Origin of the sequence: Magnetospirillum fulvum (assembly GCF_900108475.1) — a bacterium.
Lineage (GTDB): Bacteria > Pseudomonadota > Alphaproteobacteria > Rhodospirillales > Magnetospirillaceae > Phaeospirillum > Phaeospirillum fulvum_A.
On the sequence record NZ_FNWO01000002.1, the window covers coordinates 131940 to 150561 of the forward strand.

The 18622-nt window shown below is 64.7% G+C and carries 20 protein-coding genes; 12 read left to right on the plus strand and 8 right to left on the minus strand.

The features are described 5' to 3' along the window. Nucleotides 1-43 precede the first annotated feature (43 nt). From BLW40_RS02810 to coaE, 4 genes are read left to right on the plus strand one after another with little or no spacing between them, the layout of a single operon-like run. On the plus strand, nt 44-874 hold the full coding sequence (locus BLW40_RS02810) for a pyruvate, water dikinase regulatory protein (protein ID WP_074765349.1): 831 nt from the start codon (nt 44-46) through the stop codon (nt 872-874). Then, entirely contained in the window at nt 871-1461 is a 591-nt protein-coding gene (locus BLW40_RS02815; RefSeq protein WP_074765350.1) for a Maf family protein, read from the plus strand. Before BLW40_RS02810 ends, BLW40_RS02815 begins: the two co-directional genes overlap by 4 nt. Next, nucleotides 1461-2300, plus strand: a complete 840-nt coding sequence (locus BLW40_RS02820; RefSeq protein ID WP_074765782.1) for a shikimate dehydrogenase — start codon at nt 1461-1463, stop codon at nt 2298-2300. Before BLW40_RS02815 ends, BLW40_RS02820 begins: the two co-directional genes overlap by 1 nt. Then, on the plus strand, nt 2297-3037 hold the full coding sequence (gene coaE / locus BLW40_RS02825; protein WP_244511027.1) for a dephospho-CoA kinase: 741 nt from the start codon (nt 2297-2299) through the stop codon (nt 3035-3037). The genes BLW40_RS02820 and coaE overlap by 4 nt, the downstream gene beginning before the upstream one ends. Here coaE and hslU read toward each other — a convergent pair. From hslU to BLW40_RS02840, 3 genes are all read right to left on the minus strand, one after another. Then, entirely contained in the window at nt 3027-4346 is a 1320-nt protein-coding gene (gene hslU / locus BLW40_RS02830; RefSeq protein WP_074765352.1) for an ATP-dependent protease ATPase subunit HslU, read from the minus strand. The genes coaE and hslU overlap by 11 nt on opposite strands. Continuing rightward, nucleotides 4343-4891, minus strand: a complete 549-nt coding sequence (hslV, locus tag BLW40_RS02835; protein ID WP_074765354.1) for an ATP-dependent protease subunit HslV — start codon at nt 4889-4891, stop codon at nt 4343-4345. Before hslV ends, hslU begins: the two co-directional genes overlap by 4 nt. Nucleotides 4892-5005: 114 nt before the next feature. After that, on the minus strand, nt 5006-6025 hold the full coding sequence (locus BLW40_RS02840) for a DNA/RNA non-specific endonuclease (RefSeq protein ID WP_074765356.1): 1020 nt from the start codon (nt 6023-6025) through the stop codon (nt 5006-5008). A gap of 324 nt (nt 6026-6349) precedes the next feature. Here BLW40_RS02840 and BLW40_RS02845 point away from each other — a divergent pair, with 324 nt between their 5' ends. The 5 genes from BLW40_RS02845 (at nt 6350) to BLW40_RS02865 (ending at nt 12970) form a co-directional block, all read left to right on the plus strand. Next, nucleotides 6350-7369, plus strand: a complete 1020-nt coding sequence (locus BLW40_RS02845; RefSeq protein WP_074765358.1) for an adenosine kinase — start codon at nt 6350-6352, stop codon at nt 7367-7369. Between the two features lie 47 nt (nt 7370-7416). Further along, nucleotides 7417-9240, plus strand: coding sequence for a translational GTPase TypA (gene typA / locus BLW40_RS02850; protein WP_074765360.1), 1824 nt, complete (start codon nt 7417-7419; stop codon nt 9238-9240). A 201-nt stretch (nt 9241-9441) separates the two neighbouring features. Then, nucleotides 9442-11220 (plus strand): patatin-like phospholipase domain-containing protein, encoded by a 1779-nt coding sequence (locus tag BLW40_RS02855; RefSeq protein ID WP_074765362.1) that lies wholly within the window; start codon nt 9442-9444, stop codon nt 11218-11220. Between the two features lie 93 nt (nt 11221-11313). Continuing rightward, on the plus strand, nt 11314-11859 hold the full coding sequence (locus BLW40_RS02860) for a NifU family protein (protein ID WP_074765364.1): 546 nt from the start codon (nt 11314-11316) through the stop codon (nt 11857-11859). A gap of 238 nt (nt 11860-12097) precedes the next feature. After that, nucleotides 12098-12970 (plus strand): glucosaminidase domain-containing protein, encoded by an 873-nt coding sequence (locus BLW40_RS02865; RefSeq protein WP_244511028.1) that lies wholly within the window; start codon nt 12098-12100, stop codon nt 12968-12970. Nucleotides 12971-13009: 39 nt separating this feature from the next. Here the strand turns inward: BLW40_RS02865 and dapB are convergent, their stop codons facing one another. The 3 genes from dapB to BLW40_RS02880 form a co-directional block, all read right to left on the minus strand. After that, the gene (gene dapB / locus BLW40_RS02870; RefSeq protein WP_074765367.1) at nt 13010-13807 is read right to left on the minus strand and encodes a 4-hydroxy-tetrahydrodipicolinate reductase; all 798 of its coding nucleotides are present in this window, start codon (nt 13805-13807) and stop codon (nt 13010-13012) included. A gap of 95 nt (nt 13808-13902) precedes the next feature. Continuing rightward, nucleotides 13903-14772, minus strand: a complete 870-nt coding sequence (locus BLW40_RS02875; RefSeq protein ID WP_139305468.1) for a prephenate dehydratase — start codon at nt 14770-14772, stop codon at nt 13903-13905. A gap of 11 nt (nt 14773-14783) precedes the next feature. After that, nucleotides 14784-15530 carry a 3-deoxy-manno-octulosonate cytidylyltransferase gene (locus BLW40_RS02880; RefSeq protein ID WP_074765786.1) on the minus strand — a complete coding sequence of 249 codons (747 nt, stop codon included), beginning with the start codon at nt 15528-15530 and terminating at the stop codon, nt 14784-14786. An 87-nt stretch (nt 15531-15617) separates the two neighbouring features. Between BLW40_RS02880 and BLW40_RS02885 the strand changes: the two genes are divergently transcribed. Together BLW40_RS02885 and BLW40_RS02890 are read left to right on the plus strand one after the other, a co-directional pair. Next, the gene (locus BLW40_RS02885; protein ID WP_244511029.1) at nt 15618-16352 is read left to right on the plus strand and encodes an EI24 domain-containing protein; all 735 of its coding nucleotides are present in this window, start codon (nt 15618-15620) and stop codon (nt 16350-16352) included. Beyond that, nucleotides 16349-16768 (plus strand): hypothetical protein, encoded by a 420-nt coding sequence (locus BLW40_RS02890; RefSeq protein WP_074765369.1) that lies wholly within the window; start codon nt 16349-16351, stop codon nt 16766-16768. The genes BLW40_RS02885 and BLW40_RS02890 overlap by 4 nt, the downstream gene beginning before the upstream one ends. Here the strand turns inward: BLW40_RS02890 and BLW40_RS02895 are convergent. Continuing rightward, nucleotides 16765-17292 (minus strand): mismatch-specific DNA-glycosylase, encoded by a 528-nt coding sequence (locus tag BLW40_RS02895; RefSeq protein WP_083386592.1) that lies wholly within the window; start codon nt 17290-17292, stop codon nt 16765-16767. The genes BLW40_RS02890 and BLW40_RS02895 overlap by 4 nt on opposite strands. 127 nt (nt 17293-17419) lie before the next feature. Here BLW40_RS02895 and secB point away from each other — a divergent pair, with 127 nt between their 5' ends. After that, the gene (gene secB, locus BLW40_RS02900) at nt 17420-17884 is read left to right on the plus strand and encodes a protein-export chaperone SecB (protein WP_074765372.1); all 465 of its coding nucleotides are present in this window, start codon (nt 17420-17422) and stop codon (nt 17882-17884) included. Nucleotides 17885-17935: 51 nt separating this feature from the next. Here the strand turns inward: secB and dnaQ are convergent, their stop codons facing one another. Then, entirely contained in the window at nt 17936-18622 is a 687-nt protein-coding gene (gene dnaQ, locus BLW40_RS02905) for a DNA polymerase III subunit epsilon (protein ID WP_074765374.1), read from the minus strand.

Sequence of the window (18622 nt, forward strand, 5' to 3'; positions counted from 1 at the left end):
CCCAGACCCCGGTTATCCCCATGATTGGGACTTGTCCACTGACATGGCCGACTATCATCTCCATCTCGTTTCCGACGCCACCGGCGAAACCATCACCTCGGTCGCCCGTGCCTGTCTGGTTCAGTTTGAAACGGTGCATCCGGTGCTGCACCATTGGTCGCTGGTTCGGACCCAGGGACAGGTCGAGCGCGTCATCGCCGGAATTCAGGAAAAACCCGGTCTGGTCCTGTTCACCCTGGTCGATCGTACCGTTCGGGTGATGCTCGAGGATGCCTGTCGCCGTCGCTCGATTCCGTGCATTTCGGTGCTCGATCCGGTGATGGCCGGGCTGTCGGCCTTTCTCGGCACCACCGTCAATGCCCTGCCGGGGCGGCAATATCAGCTTGATGCCGAATATTTCCGCCGCATCGACGCGATGCAATTCACCCTGGCCCACGATGACGGCCAGTTGATCGAACTGGTCGAGGAAGCCGATGTGATCCTGGTCGGGGTGTCGCGGACTTCGAAGACTCCGACTAGCATGTATATCGCCAATCGCGGTCTTAAATGCGCCAACTACCCCCTGGTTCCCGGCGTTCCGATCCCTCACGAATTGGAACATGCCAAGAATCCGCTGGTGGTCGGCCTGACCAAGGATCCCAAAAGCCTGTCCGATATCCGTCGAGCCCGGCTGCGGCTGCTCAATCAGACCGAGGAAGCCGATTACGCCCAGTATGAACGGGTCAAGGAAGAGGTTCAGAACGCGCGGCGTTTGTTCACCCGTCTCGGCTGGCCGGTGGTCGATGTGACCCGGAAATCGATCGAGGAAGCCTCGGCGACGATCATTCAGTTGCACGATCAGCGTCTGGCCAAATTGCGCGAGCAAACGGAATGATCGTTCTTGCCTCGGCGAGCAGCGCCCGACGGGCGCTGCTCGCCGCCGCCGGAGTGACCGTTACGGTCGAACCGTCGCGGCTGGATGAAAGCCCGGTTAAGCAGAGTCTGCGCGAACGCCGGACTCATCCCGCCGCGATTGCCGAACATCTCGCGGTGGAAAAGGCGCTCGACGTCTCGGCCCGCATGGCGGGAGCGTTGGTGATCGGGGCCGACCAGACTCTTGACCTGGACGGGGCCGATTTCGACAAGCCGCGCGACCGGGCCGAGGCCCGGTCGCAGTTGTTGGCCTTGCGTGGCCGGACCCATTGTCTCTACAGCGCGGTCGCGGTCGTTCGAGACGGCCAGACCCGCTGGCAGCATGTCGCCGAAGCCCGCCTGACCATGCGCGATTTTTCCGACGCTTTTCTCGACGATTATCTCGACCGCGTCGGGTCGGCGGCGCTGTCCTCGGTCGGCGGCTATCAGCTCGAAGGGTTGGGCGCGCAGCTCTTTACCGCCATCGACGGCGATTTTTTCACCATCCTCGGGCTGCCGCTGTTGCCGCTGCTCGAATTCTTGCGGATCGACGGAGCATTGCCGAGATGATTCTGACGGGAAAAGCCCGGCTGGCCGGTGTGATCGGGTGGCCGGTGGGGCATTCGCGCTCGCCCCGATTGCATGGCTATTGGCTGGAAAAAATGGGCATCGACGGAGCCTATCTGCCGCTGGCGGTGGCCCCTGACGATTTAGCCGAGGCGGTTCGTGCCCTGCCCAAGCTGGGCTTTCGCGGCGTCAATCTCACCATCCCTCATAAGGAAGCGGTGATCCCGCTTCTGGACGTGGTTGATTCGCTGGCGGCGCGGATCGGTGCGGTCAACACCTTGATTATCAATGAGGATGGGACGATCGAGGGCCGCAATACCGATGCGTTCGGCTTTTTGGAAAATGTGCGCCGGGGCGCGCCGCTTTGGCAGCCGAGCCAGGGTCCGGCGGTGGTGATCGGCGCAGGTGGTGCGGCCCGCGCCGTGATTGCCGCGCTGAGCGATGCCGGGGTCGGCGAACTTCGTCTGGTCAACCGCAGCCGCGACCGCGCCGAGCGGCTGGCGCAGGATCTCGGCGGTCCGATTGTCGTCGGCGATTGGGATTCGCGCGCCGCTCTGCTCGACGGCGCGGCGCTGCTGGTCAACACCACCTCGCTCGGGATGGCGGGCCAGCCGCCGCTCGATCTCGACCTTGCCGCCCTGCCCGTTTCCGCGATCGTCACCGATATCGTTTACGTTCCGCTCGAAACCCCGTTGCTGGCGCTAGCGCGGCAACGCGGCAATCGAACGGTGGACGGGCTGGGGATGCTGTTATGGCAGGCGGTGCCGGGTTTTTCGGCCTGGTTCGGGCAACAGCCCGAGGTCACCGACGCCCTGCGCGCCTTTGTCCTGTCCGACCGATGAAGATCATCGGCCTGACCGGGTCGATTGGGACCGGCAAAAGCACGGCGGCGCGGATGCTGGCCCGGCTCGGTCTGCCGGTTCACGATGCCGATGCGACCGTCCATGCGATGTTCGGCCGGGGTGGTAAAGCGGTGGCGGCGATTGACGCCGCCTTTCCCGGCGCGGTCGGTGACGGCGCGGTCGATCGTGCCGTCCTGGGGCGGATGGTGTTTGGCGATGCGGCGGCGCTGAAGCGGCTAGAGGCGATCGTTCATCCCCTCGTCCGTGCTGCCGAACAGGATTTTCTTAGGCGCCAGCGCCGCCGCCGCTCTCGCGCCGTCGTCCTCGATATCCCGCTTCTGTTCGAAACCGGCGGGGCGCGTCGCTGCGATGTCGTCGTCGTCGTCACCTGTCCACGTTTTCTTCAGGCGCAGCGGGTGCTGGCCCGCCCCGGCATGAGTCCCGAGCGTCTGGCCCAAATTCGCGCGCGACAAATGCCTGATGCAGAAAAAATCCGCCGCGCCGATATCGTGATTCCAACCGGGTTGGGACGCGGCCCGGCGCTGCGGTTGCTGAAACGGAGCCTGCTGCGGGGCTCTGCCCAGACCCGTTCGGAGGCTCGGGCCTCCGAACCCCCCGTTTTTTATGAATACATGAGAGGGAGGGTTCGGGAGGCTTGCCTCCCGATTGGGGGTGCGGGGGCGAACGCCCCCGCAGAGACTCGCGCACCCGCTCCCTTTTTCCCGGCTACAAAATGAACTTGGCGAGATCGGTCCGCTTCGACAGCTCGCCGACCCGGTCGCGCACCAGTTCGGCGGTGATGATGATCCGGGTTCCGGGAGGCTGATCCGGGGCGGAAAAGCTGATCTCTTCCAACAGCCGTTCCATCACGGTGTGCAGCCGCCGCGCCCCGATATTCTCGACCGTCGCGTTGATTTCGGCGGCAAGGTCGCCGAGTGCGGTGATCGCATCCGGTTCGAAATCGAGTTCGATATCCTCGGTGGCGAGCAGGGCCTTGTATTGCTTGATCAGGCTGGCTTCCGGCTCGGTGAGGATGCGGACCAGATCGTCGCGGTCGAGCGGCTTTAGCTCGACCCGGATCGGCAGGCGGCCCTGAAGCTCGGGCAGCAGGTCCGACGGCTTGGCGAGGTGGAACGCGCCCGAGGCGATGAACAGCACATGGTCGGTTTTGACCGAACCGTGCTTGGTGGCGACGGTGGTGCCCTCGATCAGCGGCAACAGATCGCGCTGGACCCCTTCGCGGCTGACGTCGCCGCCGATATGGTGTTCGGACGAGCGGGCGCAGATCTTGTCGATCTCGTCGATGAAGACGATTCCGTTGTTTTCGACCGCCCAGATCGCGTCCTTGACGACGCGGTCCTGGTCGAGAAGCTTGTCGGATTCCTCGGCGGTCAACACCACCATCGCATCCTTGACCGGCATCTTGCGGGTCTTGGTCCGGCTGCCCAGCGCCTTGCTGAGGATTTCGTTGATGTTGACCATCCCCATCTGCGACCCCGGCATGCCGGGAATGTCGAAGGTGGGAACCGGCCCGGCTCCATCGCTGGACTGGATTTCGACATCCTTGTCGTCGAGCGAGCCTTCGCGCAGCATCTTGCGGAATTTCTGGCGGGTGTCCTGACCGGCAGTCTCGCCGACCAGGGCGTCGAGCAGGCGTTCCTCGGCGGCGATTTCGGCCTTGGCGACGACCTGCTTGCGCAGACGCTCGCGGGTCATCGTGATCGCGACCTCGACCAGATCGCGGACGATCTGTTCGACATCGCGGCCGACATAGCCGACCTCGGTGAATTTGGTCGCCTCGACCTTCAGGAACGGGGCCTGGGCGAGGCGGGCGAGGCGGCGGGCGATTTCGGTCTTGCCGATGCCGGTCGGGCCGATCATCAAGATGTTCTTGGGCAGAACCTCCTCGCGCAGCGAATCGGGCAATTGCTGGCGGCGCCAGCGGTTGCGCAACGCGATGGCGACGGCGCGCTTGGCGTCGTGCTGGCCGATGATGAAGCGGTCGAGTTCGGAGACAATCTCGCGGGGGCTGAAGGCGGAGCTCATAGGCTTTCGACGATACAGTTGCGGTTGGTATAGACGCAGATATCGGCGGCGATCGCCATCGCCTTGCGGGCGATCGCTTCGGCGTCGAGTCCGTCGATGTCGATCAGGGCGCGGGCGGCCGACAGGGCGTAATTGCCGCCCGAGCCGATCCCGATCAGCCCGTCTTCGGGCTCAAGCACGTCGCCCTGGCCGGTGAGAACCAGCGAGACGTCCTTGTCGGCGACGGCGATCATCGCTTCCAGTTTGCGCAGATAGCGGTCGGTGCGCCAATCCTTGGCCAGTTCGACGCAGGCGCGGGTCAATTGGGCCGGATATTTTTCCAGCTTGCCTTCCAGCCGCTCCAGCAGGGTGAAAGCGTCGGCGGTGGCTCCGGCAAAGCCGACCAGAATCTGATCGCCGCTGAGCCGCCGCACCTTGCGGGCGTTGGCCTTGATGATGGTCGGCCCCAGGCTGACCTGACCGTCGCCGGCGATGACGACCCGTCCGTTCTTGCGAACCGACAAGATCGTGGTGCCGTGCCACGAGGGGAATGACGTATCCGCCATGATCGTTATGGATTCTCCGGGGGGGAAAAAAGCAATGATGGCCCACCCCGCGCCTGGGCGCAATCCCCTGTAGGGGGGCGGTTGACGGTCGCGGAGCCATGGAAAACCAAAGGCTTATCGAGCCGCCGCGCGGCCTCCGCAGCGGTCGTCGTAAAAGCTGGGGGGGATCGGCCAGAGTTCTGCGTCCGACGCCGAAAAGATGGCGCGGCGGTGCGATTCGTCAAGCCTGGTAAAGAAACGCAGCCCGGTCAGGGCTTCGAGCCGGTCGATCGCGATCCCGTAGCGGCCGAGATCGTAGGAATCCTGGCGGGTGCCGGAACAGCGGCGATAGGCGGCGAGGTCGCCCTCGTCGGCTTGGGGAAACAGAAACGCACGGGCCTCGAGTCCGGCTTCGGTTTCGATCGCCAGAATCTTGAATAGAGCGTGCGGCACCGGCAGCGGCACCGTGCCGGGTTGGCCGATCGTTTCGACCGGGCGGTCGGGGGCGAAGACTGGCCCGGCGATGGTCCACACCCGGCCAAAGCGATTGGCCGCCGCCGCCGCATAATTCTCCAGCGCCAGCCAGTCGCCTTGGTTCAGCCGGGCATGTTGCGGCAAAGCGTTGACGAAGACATGGCTGTTGCAGCCTTCCTGCCAGGCGATCCGGTTGGCGTGGGCGCGGGCGGCGAGATGACCGCGATTCCATAACGTGGCAAAGCCGCGATAGGACGGGTCCAGTCCGGAATGGGCGATGTCGGGGCGGTCGGTCCACAGGAACGCGGTCTGTCGCAATTCGTACCAGCGTGACGGCCGCCGCGCCCCCTGGGGATGCCGAGGGTGCCCGTCGGCATCGACCAGCGCCCGCATTTCATAAGCGACCCAGCGCGGCATGGCGCGATAGGGCGATCCGTCGCGCTCGGCTTGGGGGCCGGGAAAGGCGCTGACGAACGGTCCGGCGACGATCTGCTGTTCGCCCGGCGGTTCGGTACCGAAGCGGTCGTGCTCCCAGCCCGGCGGAACCTGACTTTGATAGGGCAGATCGAGCGCGGCGGTCTGGCTGCGGCACGCCAACTCGTCCCGCGCCGGTGCGGCAACGGGAACCAGCACCGTCGCGACGATCGCAATAACACGAATTAATTGATTAATTTTTGGCATGCCGTTATCGCGCGTAACGCCCCCGATGACTTCACCGCTATAGGCGTATCAAGACTGGAATGTATGTATCAGTTAGGTTGATATCAACCTTACGACTGCCACTTTGTTGGCAATAGCCCTCAAAGAGGGTAGAGCGCGGCGCGGACCGGTCATCGTGCGGGAGCCGAGCGGTCACCGACATTGCGGCAGACCGGCAGTTTTTCGTTGTTCCCGTCGCGACCGGCGTTATAGAGTGCCGACACTGTCGCCGCCCGGGTCTGCGTTACCCCGGCGGCATGACCGGCTGGCAAGCCGGTCGAACCGCGCGAAAGGCTCCTTTTGACGATGGCTGAGACCCACACCCACGTCGCCGGTATCGGCAACGCGATTGTCGATGTGCTTGTCCAGGTCGATGAGTCCCTGCTGGCCGAATTGGGCCTGACCAAGGGCGTCATGACCTTGATTGATGCCGACCAGGCCGAGGCGATTTACGCCCGCCTGCCCGCCGCGATCGAATGTTCGGGCGGGTCCGCCGCCAACACCATCGCCGGAATCGCCGCCCTGGGCGGACGCGCCGCCTATATCGGCAAGGTACATAACGACCAGTTTGGTCAGGTGTTCCGCCATGACATCCGCAGCGCTGGAATCGTGTTCAATACCAAGGACTCCACCAGCGGGTCGCCCACCGCGCGCTGCTTAATTCTGGTGACCTCCGATGCCCAGCGGACGATGCTGACCTATCTTGGTGCCTGCGTCGAACTGGGACCGGACGATGTCGATGCCGAGGTGATTTCCGGAGCCGCCGTCACCTATCTCGAAGGCTATCTTTTCGACCGGCCCGAGGCGAAGCGTGCCTTCCAGCGTGCTGCCGAAATCGCTCATGAGTCTGGCCGTCTGGTTTCGCTGTCCTTGTCCGATCCGTTCTGCGTCGATCGCCACCGCGATGCCTTTCTCGATCTGATCGCCAACCATGTTGATGTTTTGTTCGCAAATGAGGCGGAACTGTGTGCGCTCTATCGCACCGACTCGTTTGACGACGCGGTGCGTCAGGTCCGTGGCCACGCTCAGATTGCCGCGGTGACCCGTGGCCCGCGTGGCTCGGTCGTCGTTACCGCCGACGCAACCCACGTTGTCGGCGCCGATCCGGTTGAATCGGTGGTCGATACCACCGGGGCTGGTGATCTCTATGCCGCCGGGTTCCTTTATGGTTTCACCCAGGGGCTCGATCTGACGACCTGCGCTTTGCTGGGCGGTATCGCCGCTGGCGAAGTGATCTCGCATTTTGGCGCCCGCCCGGTGGCGCCGCTGGCCGATCTGGCCCAGTCCCGACTGGGCACCGGTTACCTTGCGGAACGCCGTAAATAAGGTCGGCTGGCTGCTTCACCCTTCCCCCCTCATTCACAGGCCCGTTCATGGAACTGCGCAACATCGCCATCATCGCCCACGTTGACCACGGCAAGACCACCCTGGTCGATGCCATGCTGAAACAGTCGGGCACCTTCCGCGAGAACCAGCTCGTGGCCGATCGGGTGATGGACTCGAACGACCTGGAAAAAGAACGCGGCATCACCATTCTGGCCAAGTGCACCTCGGTCGAATGGAGCGGCATCCGCATCAACATCGTCGATACCCCCGGCCACGCCGATTTCGGCGGTGAAGTCGAACGCATCTTGTCGATGGTCGATGGCGTCGTCGTCCTGGTCGATGCCGCCGAAGGCCCGATGCCCCAGACCAAGTTCGTGACCGGCAAGGCCCTGGGCCTCGGCCTGCGTCCGATCGTCGTCATCAACAAGGTCGATCGTGGCGACGCCCGGCCGCATCAGGTTCACGATGAATGCTTTGATCTGTTCGCGGCGCTGGACGCCGATGACGATCAGCTTGATTTCCCCACCATGTTCGCGGTCGGTCGCGACGGTTGGGCCGACGATTCGCTCGATGGCCCGCGCAAGGATCTGTCGGCGCTGTTCGACCTGATCGTTCGCCACGTTCCGCCGCCCAAGCGCGATCTCGAAGCTCCCTTCGCGATGCTGGCGACGACGCTGGAAGCCGACCCCTATCTCGGCCGCGTGCTGACCGGGCGGATTCATTCCGGCACGGCGCGGCTGAACATGGCGGTGAAGAGCCTGTCGCGCGACAACGACCTGCTTGAACAGTTCCGCATCTCGAAGATTCTGGCTTTCCGCGGCATCGAGCGGGTGCCGGTCGAAAGCGCCGAGGCCGGTGACATCGTCGCCCTGGCCGGGATGACCAAGTGCACCGTCGCCGACACCATCTGCGCTCCCGAACAGTCCGAAGCCCTGCACGCTCAGCCGATCGATCCGCCGACGCTGGCGATGATCTTCTCGGTCAATGACAGCCCGCTGGCCGGTCAGGAAGGCGACAAGGTCACCTCGCGCGTGATCGGGGCCCGCCTCTATCGTGAAGCCGAAAGCAACGTCGCGATCCGGATCAGCGAGACTCCGGGCAAGGACGCGTTCGAAGTCGCCGGTCGTGGCGAACTCCAGTTGGGCGTGCTGATCGAGACGATGCGCCGCGAAGGCTTCGAGCTTGGCGTTTCGCGCCCCCGCGTGCTGTTCCAGACCGACGAGAACGGCAAGCGGCTCGAGCCGATCGAAGAGGTCTTCATCGACGTCGATGAAGAATATTCCGGCGTCGTCGTCGAAAAGATGAGCCTGCGTAAGGCCGAACTGACCGGGATGCGTCCGTCGGGCGGCGGCAAGACCCGCGTCACCTTCCTGGCTCCGTCGCGCGGCCTGATCGGCTATCACGGCGAGTTCCTCACCGATACCCGCGGCACCGGCCTGATGAACCGCGTCTTCCACGGCTACGCCCCCTACAAGGGTCCGATCGAGGGCCGCCGCAATGGCGTGCTGATCTCGAACGGCACTGGCGAGGCGGTGACCTATGCGCTGTGGAACCTCGAAGATCGCGGCACGATGTTCATCCCCGGTGGTGTCCGCATCTATGAAGGCATGATCATCGGCGAGCACACGCGTGGCAACGACCTCGAGGTCAACGCGCTGAAGGCCAAGCAGCTCACCAACATCCGCGCCGCCGGCAAGGACGAAGCGGTGAAGCTGACCCCGCATCGCCGGTTGAGCCTGGAGCAGGCGATCGCCTATATCGAGGACGACGAACTGGTCGAAGTGACGCCGAAATCGATCCGTCTGCGCAAGCGCCTGCTCGATCCCAACGAGCGCAAGAAGGCCGACCGCGCCTCGAAGAACAGCGATTAAGATCAAGGCATTGGCGGAATCGGGAGCAAGACCCGGTCCCGCCATTGCAGCAACGACAGGGGGCGGCCGCCGACGCGGGTCCGCCCCCTGTGTCGTTTTGCCCCCCTAAATTTGATCGAGGCACGGGCTCGACAGTGGTATTTCAAACCGAGGAGGCGCAATAATCGCCGATCTTGTTCCGTATCGGTTGCGGAGGGTCGGATGAGCGCGTTGAAAGAGTGCGACATCATCATGAAGGGGGGAATCACCTCGGGGTTGGTCTATCCCAAGGCGATTAAAACCCTCAGCGAATCCTATATTTTCCGCTGCATCGGCGGCACCTCGGCCGGGGCGGTGGTCGCGGTGGTGACGGCGGCGGCGGAATATGGACGCCACAGCGGCGGGTATCAGCGGCTGGACCACATTACCGCCGAGCTCAAAACCAATCTGATCAATCTCTTCCAGCCTGATCCCCGCGCCCAATCCGTGTACGACGTGTTCAGGGCGGCGCTCGACAAGAAATACGTCACCGCCCTGCTGCGGGTCGCCCGGGTCAGTCTGCCCTGGACCATCCTCGGCGCGGTGGTGGGATTGATCCCTGCCATTCTGATCGGCGGGGTCGGGGCTTGGCTGACCGGTCTGGTCGCTGCAATATTCCTCGGCTTACTGTTCGCGCTGGTGGCGCTGGTGTTCAAGCTGCGCAACCTCCTGCCGGTGCTCGATTACGGCTTGTGCCCAGGATCGCGAGCGGAAAACAGCGAGGATACCTCGTTCCCGCCGCTGTCCGACTGGCTGACCACAGCAATCGACACGATTGCCGGACTGGATTCGGCCAAGCGCGGTCCGCTGCTGATCCGCGATCTGGTCGCGGGCGGGCCAGAGGGGCGGACAGGAGATTCGCTGCATCCGGCGATCGACCTGCGCACGGTGACCACCAACCTCAACATGCGCCGTCCCTATACCCTGCCCAATATGAACGACCGTAATTACTATTTTAAAGCGAGCGAATTTCGGCGCATCTTTCCCCAAAGGGTGGTTGATCAGATGGTCAACGCCAAGCGCGATGACGACGAGAAGCTGCGCCGCGATGGCGACGAGGATCTGATCCCCTTCCCGCTCGCCGACGATCTGCCGGTGGTGGTGACGGCGCGGATGAGCCTCAGCTTTCCCTTCCTGATTGCGGCGGTGCCGCTCTACCGGGTCGATTACACGATCCCGGCCAATCCGCCGATCCGGCGGGTGCTGTTCAGCGACGGTGGGCTGTCGAGCAACTTCCCGATCCATTTCTTCGATGCTCTGTTCCCTACCCGTCCCACCTTTGGCATCAGCCTCGAAGAGTTCGACGACGCCAAGCCGACCCGCCGGGTCTACCTGCCGATGAAGGCAAGCGGCGGGACGGAAAGGGATCTTTCGATTGGGAAAATTCCCGGGGTGGCGTCGTTCGTGATGGCGCTGGTCAATGCGGCGAAGGATTGGCAGGACCAGCTTCGCACCGTTCTGCCCGGCTATCGCGAGCGGGTCGCCCACGTTTATTTGAAGGATGACGAAGGCGGGCTCAACCTCAACATGCCGCCCGAACGGATCGACACTCTACTGGATCTGGGGTTGCGGGCCGGTCATTTGATGACCGCAACGACACCGACCGACCCCGCGACCGCCGCCCTTGCCACCCAGGACCAGGACCGTTACCCGTTCGATTTCGATGACCACCGGTGGCGGCGGTTCCTCAGCGCCTATGGCGCGCTGGAGGAAGCGTTGCTTCAGGCCCAGGCCAGTTGGGGCAACGCCGGGACGCCCGGAACCTACAGCAACTTCATCGAGGCCTATCTGAACAACCCGGCGTCCTATGGCAGTTCGAGCTTGGCCAACCGGCAGGCGGCGTTCAAACGGATCGACGATCTGATGACCTTGGTGAAAGGCTGGCAGCCGCCGCTGAACGATCCCAAAAACAAACTTTTGCCCAGGCGGCCCGGCCTGCTGCGGATCACGCCGCGATATTGAGACGAGAGGGGACGGTTCGGCCTGACCCGGCTTGACTTGGGCCGCGCCAAGGACCATCTACAAACAATTCATGCTCGACCGCGAAGGATCGCCATGTTCATCCAGACCGAACCGACCCCCAATCCCTCCACGCTGAAGTTCCTGCCCGGCACCGACGTGATGCCGAGCGGAACCGCTGATTTCGACAGTGCCGAGTCCGCCGCGTCGTCGCCGCTGGCCACGCGCCTGTTCGCCATCGACGGTGTCGCCGGGGTGTTTCTGGCCGCCGATTTCATCTCGGTCGCCAAGGCCGACGAGGCCGAGTGGCAGGTGATCAAGCCGCAGGTTCTGGCGGCGATCATGGAGCATTTCGCCTCGGGCCAGCCGGTGATCGAAGGGGCGGCCGACGCCGCCGAGGCGGGCGAGGACGATGCCCTGGTCGCTCAGATCAAGGAATTGATCGAGACTCGGGTGCGTCCGGCGGTCGCGCAGGATGGTGGCGACATCACCTTCCGGGGCTTCCGCGACGGCATCGTCTATCTGCGTTTGCAAGGGGCGTGCTCGGGTTGCCCGAGTGCCAGTGCCACCCTGAAGCATGGTATCGAGAACATGCTAAAGTATTATGTCCCCGAGGTGCAGGCGGTGCAGGCAGTCGCCTAGCTTCTGCCACTTTTCCAGGTTTTTCTACGGGCTCCGGTCTCTCCAGACCGGGGCCCGTTGTGCGTTCGGGCCCCTCGTCCGTTTGGTTAGGTTGCACTTTTGTAAACACGCCGTTAATATACACCTTAATATTGCAGTGCAACATGAAGGGGGCGCCGCCGGCATGGCCACCGGTTCACACGGTTCAAAACTGTTTTCTGTACTCTGTCTTGCCGTCGTGATTGGCGGAACCGTTGGGATGTACGCCACGGTTTTGCAGGGATCACGACCAGTTGTCGATGTTGCCGTCCGCCCGACCGCTCCCGTTGCCGAAGTGCCGGTGGGTCTGAGCGGCGAGGATGTCGCCACCGCCGCCCGACTGGATCGGGCGTTCCGCCGGATGGGGTATCAACTCGACGCGATTCGGGTCGGCAGCGCCGAGGTGCCGCCGCTGTTTCTGACCCAGGTTCCGCACGACATCGATGACATGCCCGATTCGGACAGCCGCAAGGAGCTGTTTCTGCGGGTGATGTTGCCGCTGGTGCTGGCCGCCAACGAAGAGATCGCCGAGGACCGGGCCCGGCTTCAGGCCCTGCTGGCCCGCAAGGCCTCGCGTCAGTCGCTGACTCATCCCGATCAGGTGTGGCTGAAGGCGTTGGCCGAGCGCTACGAGGTCGAGGACGGCGATATGAGCCGTCTGCTGGCCCGGGTCGATATCGTGCCGCCGTCGCTGGCGTTGGCGCAGGCGGCCGAGGAAACCGGGTGGGGCACCTCGCGGCTGGTGCGGCGCAGCCGCAACCTGTTCGGCCACACCGCCGATTCCGCCAGCGACGAAACCGGCATGCGTCAGTTCGGATCGTTGCAGGACGCGGTGCGGGCCTATCTGCTCAATCTCAACACCCACCGCGCCTATGACGGACTGCGCCGGGCTCGGATGAAGGCCCGCACAAAAGGCCATCCGGTCGATGGGCACCAATTGGCCGATGCGCTCAAGGCCTATTCCGAACGCGGCGAGGCCTATGTCGGCACGATCCGCTCGCTGATCCGCCGCAACGATCTTGTCGCCCTCGACAATGCCCGGTTGGGTCGGGTGCTGCCGGTGCGGCTTGCCTCGGCGGGCTTCGCGCGATAGCGGTCGCAGGCGGGGGCCGCCGCGCCCCCGCCCGGCCTGCTACAAATCGAGGACGTCGCGCATCGTGTAAAGGCCGGGCGCGCGTCCCTTCGCCCACAACGCGGCCCGCACCGCGCCCCGGGCGAAGACCACCCGGCTCGACGCCTTGTGGGTCAGCTCGACCCGTTCGCCCTCGGCGGCGAAGATCACGCTGTGATCGCCGACGACGTCGCCGCCGCGCAGGGTGGCAAAGCCGATTTCGCCCCGCGTCCGCGCCCCGGTATGGCCGTCGCGGCTTTTGCACCAGACCTGATCGAGCGCGACAGAGCGCCCCGCGGCGGCGGCACGGCCCAAGCCTAAAGCGGTTCCGCTGGGAGCATCGACCTTATGGCGGTGGTGCATCTCGACAATTTCGATGTCGAAATCATCACCGAGGATGTGCGCGGCGCGCTCGGTCAGCGCGGTCAGCAGGGTAACGCCGACGCTGTAATTGGGCGCGTGGACGATTGCGGTGCGCCCTGCGGCGGCGGCCAGCGCCTGTTCGTCTTCCGGGGTCAGGCCGGTGGTGCCGACGACGAGAATCTTGCCGTGTTCGGCGGCCAGGGCGGCATGGGCCACCGTCGCTGCCGGAGCGGTGAAGTCGATCACGGCGTCCGACGCGGCGAACAAAGCGGCGATATCGTCGGTCGCAAAGACGCCAAGGGCCTCGCGTCCGATCAATGTGCCCAGATCGGTTCCGAGCGCGGCCGCTCCGCTCCGCTCGGATCCACCCGAAAGCGTGCTGCCGTCGGTGTCGAGAACCGATTCCATCAGCATCCGGCCCATCCGTCCGGCGCAGCCGCAGATCCCGATCTTCATGTCATCCTCGTCTGGAAAAGTGCCCTGTCGGACAGGTTTAGATCACATCCCCGCCGCCGTGAAGAGGGGATCAGGCCCGAGGTGGGACCGGCGGATTATTCGAATGAAAAGCGTTTGTGGATGCGGAAGGGGTGCTGGGGATAGACGCCGAGGATGCGGACTTCGTGGCTGAAGAAATCGAGTTCTTCGAGGGCAGCGCGCAGGGCGTGCGAGGCGGGATGGCCTTCGACGTCGGCATAGAACTGGGTGGCGACGAATTCGCCGCCGACCATATAGCTTTCCAGCCGGGTCATATTGATCCCGTTGGTGGCGAAGCCGCCCAGCGCCTTGTATAACGCGGCGGCGACGTTACGCACCCGGAACACAAACGTGGTGACGCAGGGCAGGTTGGGATTGGGTTCGCGGGCTTCGCGGGCCAGCACGACGAAGCGGGTGGTGTTGTGCTCGGCATCCTCGATATGGGCGCGCAGCGACACCAGACCGTGGATTTCGGCGGCGAGTTCCGAGGCGATCGCGGCGAAGGAGGGGTCGTTGCGGGCGGCGACTTCGGCGGCGGCTCCGGCGGTGTCGGCGCCGACGATCGCGGTCAGGCCCAGTTCGCGGACCAGATTGCGGCATTGCCCCAAAGCGTGAACGTGGCTTTTGACGGTGCGGACGTCGGCCAGGGTCGCGCCGGGCACGCCCAGCAGGTGGTGGCTGATCCGCTCGTAATGCTCGGCGATGATGTGGAGCCCGGCATAGGGAATCAGGTGGTGGACGTCGGCGACCCGTCCGGCCAGCGAGTTCTCGATCGGAATCATCGCATAGCGGGCGCGCCCCTCGCGGACGGCGGCGAAGGCGTCCTCGAAGGTGCGGCAGGGAAGCGGAGCCATTCCCGGATAGGCGTTGCGGCAAGAGAGATGCGAATAGGCGCCGGGCTCGCCCTGAAAGGCGATGGCGCTGCCGGGATCGGGAATGTCGTTCATCGTCACCGCTTTCACGAGCGCGCGGCGAGCAGGGCTCGCGCCCGCTCAAGATCGGCCGGAGTATCGACACCGAGAGGAACCGTGTCAACCAGGGCGGCATCGATTCTCATGCCGTTTTCCAGGGCGCGGAGCTGTTCCAGCTTTTCCCGTCGTTCGAGAATCGCCGGAGGCAAGGCGACGAAGCGGGCTAGCGCCTCGCGGCGATAGGCATAGATACCGAGATGGTGATAAAGCGGCCCGTCATTGGCGGGCACGGTGGCGCGGCTGAAATAGAGGGCGCGGCCGATTTTCTGGCCGGGCGCGAGGCCGAGAACCGCTTTGACGACGTTGGGATCGGTCCGTTCCTCGGGCCGGACGATCTCGACCACCAGGGTGGCGAGATCGACCGCGGGATCAGCCAGAGGGGCCAGCACCGCGCCGACCAGGGCCGGGTCGAGGGTGGGCAGGTCGCCCTGGAGATTGACGATCGCGCCGTGACGTCCGGTGGGGTCGAAGCGCTGGACCGCTTCCCACACCCGGTCGGAGCCGGAGGGATGGTCGGGATCGGTCAGCACCGCCTCGCCGCCATGAGCGCGCACCGCGTCGGCGATTTCCGGCTCGCCCGCCGCGACCAGAACCGGCCCCAGACCGGCCTCGACGGCGCGGCGCCAGACGTGAACGATCATCGGCACGCCGTGGATGTCGGCCAGCGGCTTGCCCGGCAGACGCGTCGCATGCAGGCGGGCGGGAATCACGATCAGGGGAGCGGAGGCGGTCATGGCGAAAGTCCGGATGGCGGGAGCGATGGCCCAGACCATACCCTCACCGGATTGGCTTTGCGACAGGCTTGGCCGACCGGGACGATCATGATTGAATTGCAGTTCGACCCTAACCGAAAGGCCTCTGTCGTGATTTCCGCCCTGTTCAAGGCATTCGCCCAACTGAGCGACCCCCGCCTGAGGCGGGTGCTGCGCATCGGCATCCTGTCCGCCCTGGCCTGTTGGGCCGCGCTGGCGGTGATCGCCTCGGTGGCGGTGAAGCACACCCATTTCTTCGACCAATCCTGGGCCGATGCCGGGACCGGTCTGGCCCTCGGCCTGGTGGCGGTGGTGGTGCCGGTGCTGTTCTTCTCGGCGCTGGCGACCTTCGTGATGAGCTTCTTTCTCGAAGACATCGCCGCCGTGGTTGAATCCCGCCATTATCCCGGCCTTGCTCCGTCGCGGCGGGTGCCATGGCGCGAGACGCTGGTCGCCTCGACCCGCTTCCTGGTGGTGATGGTCGCGGTGACGCTCCTGGCCGCCCCGGTCTATCTCGCCCTGCTGTTCTTCGGGCTGGGACTGATCCTCAATTATCTGGTCAACGGCTATCTGCTCGGCCGCGAATATTACGAACTGGTCGCCAGCCGTCGCCTCACGCCCGATCAGGTCCGGGCCCAGCTTCACCTCCATTTCACCCGGCTGTGGCTGTGCGGCGCGGTGATCAACTTCCTGTTCCAGATCCCGCTGCTCAATCTGGCCGCGCCGGTGCTGGCCACCGCCTTCATGGTCCATGTCGAGCAATCACTGCCGCCCGCGCCACCGCCCGAGCGGGTGCCGGTATGAGCAGGCTGCTGCGCCACGCCGCGCTGGCCGGACTGGCCCTGCTGGTGTCCGCCTGCGCCGAGGGGCCGTCGCGCCCGAGCGGTGGTGGTGGCGACGGTCGGCTCGACCGCTCCACCACCGTCCCCGAAAGCGGGGCGGCGGGGCGGCCGACCTCGTCCGTGCTGGAGCAATTGAAAGGTCTCAGCACCGCCGAGATCGAGCGGCGGTTCGGTCCCCCCGCCTTTCGCCGTGCCGATCCGCCCGCCGAAATGTGGCAATACCGTACCCGGCTCTGTTCGCTCGACCTGTTTCTCTACCGCCAGCCCAACAAAAGCGTGACGGTGTCGCATGCCGCCGTGCGCGGCCCGACCGGCGCGCCGGTGGGTGAGCCCGAGTGCCTGAAGGCGGTGCAGTCCGCCCGCGCCGGGGAGAATTAGAGCCGAGGTCGATCCAGCCCGGGGGCGGCGTCTTGAACGGCGCGGACGCGGTGGGCGAGGTCGTGCCAGGGGGCGGGATCGAAATAGCCCCGCGCCCGGCCCGAGGTCGAGGGAACGACCAGCAGCGGGATTCCGTCCAGGCTTTCGGCCTGGAGACCGTAGGAGATCGTTTTCTTGCCGAAATAAGTTGAGGCGGCGAATTTGCTGTCGAAGGCGATCAGGCCGGGGCGGAAGCGTCGCATCTTGGCGGCAAAGCCGGGAACGTCGAACCCGGCGCGGCTGAGATCGGAATCCGCCCCCCATTCGATTTTGTTGAGGTCGGTGAGCCCGATGCCGAAGCCAAGCAGCGCCGGATAATGCGCGGGCTCAAGCCGAACCGGGGTCAGACCGACCGTGTGCAAAATCGTCCAGAACAGGTTGCCGGGGTGGGCGTAATAGGCCGCAGCCTCCTTCGAGGCCCGGCTGGGGGCGGTCCCACACAGAACGAGGGCCAGACCCTCTTCAAGCAAATCCGGAATAATCATCGCGACCGATTGGGACAGAACAGAGACAGTGTAACATGAGGACATACCTCGTGTTGTACCGGAACGCGATCCGTGCTACCCGAACTGTGCCGGCTGCGTCGGCCCGCACAGTCCGCAGGAGAAGCAGATGACCGATTCCCAAACCCCGACGGAGAATGCTCCGGCGCTGAAGATTCACGGCCAGTACATCAAGGATCTTTCGTTCGAAATTCCGAATGCCCCCCAGGTGTTTCTGGAAATGCAGGGCGAGGCTCCGGAAATTCCGATCCATGTCGATGTCAGCGCCGCGGGCGTCGGGCAGGATCTGTACGAGGTCGTTCTGCGTCTGCGCGTCGAAGCGCGGGTCAGCGGCAAGACCCTGTTCATCGCCGAGCTTGATTATGCCGGGCTGTTCGCGCTGAACCTGCCCGAGGAACAGATCGGCCCCTATCTGCTGATCGAATGCCCGCGCCTGCTGTTCCCGTTCGCCCGCGCCATCATTGCCGATGTGACCCGCGACGGCGGCTTCCCGCCGCTGGTGCTCCAGCCGCTCGATTTCGTCACGCTCTATCGGACCCGTCTTGAGGAACAGGCTGCCGCTGGCACCGCCTGATCCGGCCCGGGACTCGTCTCTCTCCCAAAACGGGAGAGAGACGTTCGATGGTTAGTCCGCGCCGTCCCGTGTCCAGATCGGGTTTTTCAGCTTGGCGATGAAGGCGGAATGGGCCTCGGCTTCGGCCTCGAGCACGGCGTGCGGCCGCGCCGGTCGGGCAATTCGCACCACCGGGGTGGCGCGGGATGCTCCCTGGCGGTCGAGCGTTCCCAGTTCCAGACCGGGCTGGCGTCCGCCAATCAGCTGAAGATAGACCTCGGCCAGCAATTCCGAATCGAGCAGCGCGCCGTGCTGGGTGCGGTGGGTGTTGTCGATGTCGAAGCGGCGGCACAGCGCGTCGAGGTTGGCCTGGGCACCGGGAAAGCGCTTGCGTGCCATCGCCACCGTGTCGATCGCCCGCGCCATCGGCAGGGTCGGCCGCCCGATCCGGGCCAGTTCGGCATTGAGGAAGCGCATGTCGAACTCGGCATTGTGAATCACCAGCGTCGAATCGGCGATGAAGTCGAGGAAGGACTGGGCGATGTCGGAGAACAGCGGCTTGTCGGCCAGAAACGTCGCCGACAGGCCGTGGACCTTGAACGCCTCCTCCGGCATGTCGCGCTCGGGATTGACATAGCGGTGGAACACCTCGCCGGTGGGCAGGTGGTTGAGCAACTCGACGCAGCCGATTTCGACCAGACGGTGGCCGGACAGCGGATCGAAGCCGGTCGTTTCGGTATCGAGAACAATTTCTCGCAT

Coding starts and splice junctions, on each gene's coding strand:
- BLW40_RS02810 (WP_074765349.1), top strand. CDS start 44: ATGGCCGACTATCATCTCCATCTCGTTTCCGACGCCACCGGCGAAACC.
- BLW40_RS02815 (WP_074765350.1), top strand. CDS start 871: ATGATCGTTCTTGCCTCGGCGAGCAGCGCCCGACGGGCGCTGCTCGCC.
- coaE (WP_244511027.1), top strand. CDS start 2,297: ATGAAGATCATCGGCCTGACCGGGTCGATTGGGACCGGCAAAAGCACG.
- hslU (WP_074765352.1), bottom strand. CDS start 4,346: ATGAGCTCCGCCTTCAGCCCCCGCGAGATTGTCTCCGAACTCGACCGC.
- hslV (WP_074765354.1), bottom strand. CDS start 4,891: ATGGCGGATACGTCATTCCCCTCGTGGCACGGCACCACGATCTTGTCG.
- BLW40_RS02840 (WP_074765356.1), bottom strand. CDS start 6,025: ATGCCAAAAATTAATCAATTAATTCGTGTTATTGCGATCGTCGCGACG.
- BLW40_RS02845 (WP_074765358.1), top strand. CDS start 6,350: ATGGCTGAGACCCACACCCACGTCGCCGGTATCGGCAACGCGATTGTC.
- typA (WP_074765360.1), top strand. CDS start 7,417: ATGGAACTGCGCAACATCGCCATCATCGCCCACGTTGACCACGGCAAG.
- BLW40_RS02855 (WP_074765362.1), top strand. CDS start 9,442: ATGAGCGCGTTGAAAGAGTGCGACATCATCATGAAGGGGGGAATCACC.
- BLW40_RS02860 (WP_074765364.1), top strand. CDS start 11,314: ATGTTCATCCAGACCGAACCGACCCCCAATCCCTCCACGCTGAAGTTC.
- BLW40_RS02865 (WP_244511028.1), top strand. CDS start 12,098: ATGTACGCCACGGTTTTGCAGGGATCACGACCAGTTGTCGATGTTGCC.
- dapB (WP_074765367.1), bottom strand. CDS start 13,807: ATGAAGATCGGGATCTGCGGCTGCGCCGGACGGATGGGCCGGATGCTG.
- BLW40_RS02875 (WP_139305468.1), bottom strand. CDS start 14,772: ATGAACGACATTCCCGATCCCGGCAGCGCCATCGCCTTTCAGGGCGAG.
- BLW40_RS02880 (WP_074765786.1), bottom strand. CDS start 15,530: ATGACCGCCTCCGCTCCCCTGATCGTGATTCCCGCCCGCCTGCATGCG.
- BLW40_RS02885 (WP_244511029.1), top strand. CDS start 15,618: ATGATTGAATTGCAGTTCGACCCTAACCGAAAGGCCTCTGTCGTGATT.
- BLW40_RS02890 (WP_074765369.1), top strand. CDS start 16,349: ATGAGCAGGCTGCTGCGCCACGCCGCGCTGGCCGGACTGGCCCTGCTG.
- BLW40_RS02895 (WP_083386592.1), bottom strand. CDS start 17,292: ATGATTATTCCGGATTTGCTTGAAGAGGGTCTGGCCCTCGTTCTGTGT.
- secB (WP_074765372.1), top strand. CDS start 17,420: ATGACCGATTCCCAAACCCCGACGGAGAATGCTCCGGCGCTGAAGATT.
- dnaQ (WP_074765374.1), bottom strand. CDS start 18,622: ATGCGAGAAATTGTTCTCGATACCGAAACGACCGGCTTCGATCCGCTG.